The sequence below is a fragment of the Natronolimnohabitans innermongolicus JCM 12255 genome (assembly GCF_000337215.1).
Classification (GTDB): Archaea; Halobacteriota; Halobacteria; order Halobacteriales; family Natrialbaceae; genus Natronolimnohabitans; species Natronolimnohabitans innermongolicus.
In genome coordinates this window covers 1-889 of record NZ_AOHZ01000078.1, presented here as the reverse complement: position 1 = coordinate 889, position 889 = coordinate 1, and the positions used below count along the sequence as shown (strand labels likewise).

At 63.7% G+C, this 889-nt stretch carries 1 pseudogene; it reads right to left on the bottom strand.

Annotation, left to right across the window (positions count from 1 at the left end):
- A pseudogene (locus C493_RS23140) lies at positions 1–889 on the bottom strand (carboxypeptidase-like regulatory domain-containing protein); the annotation flags it as partial.

The window sequence follows — 889 nt, the reverse complement described above, 5'->3', positions numbered from 1 at the left end:
CACGGACCTCCTCACAGACCGTCTCGGCGACGTCCGGGTCGTCGAAGTACTCCGTGAGTCCCGCTTCCTCCTCGAGGTCGTCGGCCGCTGGTTCGTCTGCTGGTGTGAGGACGACGGCGGCCGAGCCGTCGGCCTCGAGCGATTCCGACGAGCCGTCGTATCCCTCAGCGAAGACCTCGACGGTCACGTCGTCGCCAACATCTACGTCCAGAGCATCGAGATCGACCGTTCCGTCGGCGTCGGTCTCCGCATAGACGAGTTCGTCGTCGTTCCAGATGTTAACCTCCGCGTCTGCGAGCGGGTCTCCACTGGAGTCGTAGACGCCGATCGTTCGGTCGGTCGCCGGCGCCAGCGACACGTGGTGGTCGGCGTCCTGTTCGGAGAAATACCGATCGGTATCGATTCGGTCGTAGCCGTCAGCGACGACGACGACTCGCTGCGTCTCGTTTGCCGTCAGATCAAACGTGACCTCGGAATCGGCGCCCGTCGTGCCGCGTTTTTCACCGCCGACGAACACGGTCGCATCGTCGACGTCGTCCGGGACCGAAACCGACGCCTCGTACGCGTCTTTGTCTCCGTTTTCGGCATCGTCGCTGTCGGCCATCGCCTCGAGGGTATCCGCAATCAGACACGCCCACGCCGGGCGCATCACCCGATCGGCGTACGGATCGACGGCGTCCTCGCCGAACACGTCCTCCTGGACCCCGAAGATCGCGTCGTTGACCGCCACGGCAGTATGTTCGGTATCGAGGATTTCGTCGAACGTCCATCCCTGACCGACGTCGTCGTCACCAGTCCCTTCGTCCATCCGGTTGCGCAGGGATTTGAAGTACGCCATCGGATAGAGCCGCAGGGCCGTCTGGTGGGCGAGATTCTCGAGTTGAGTGGG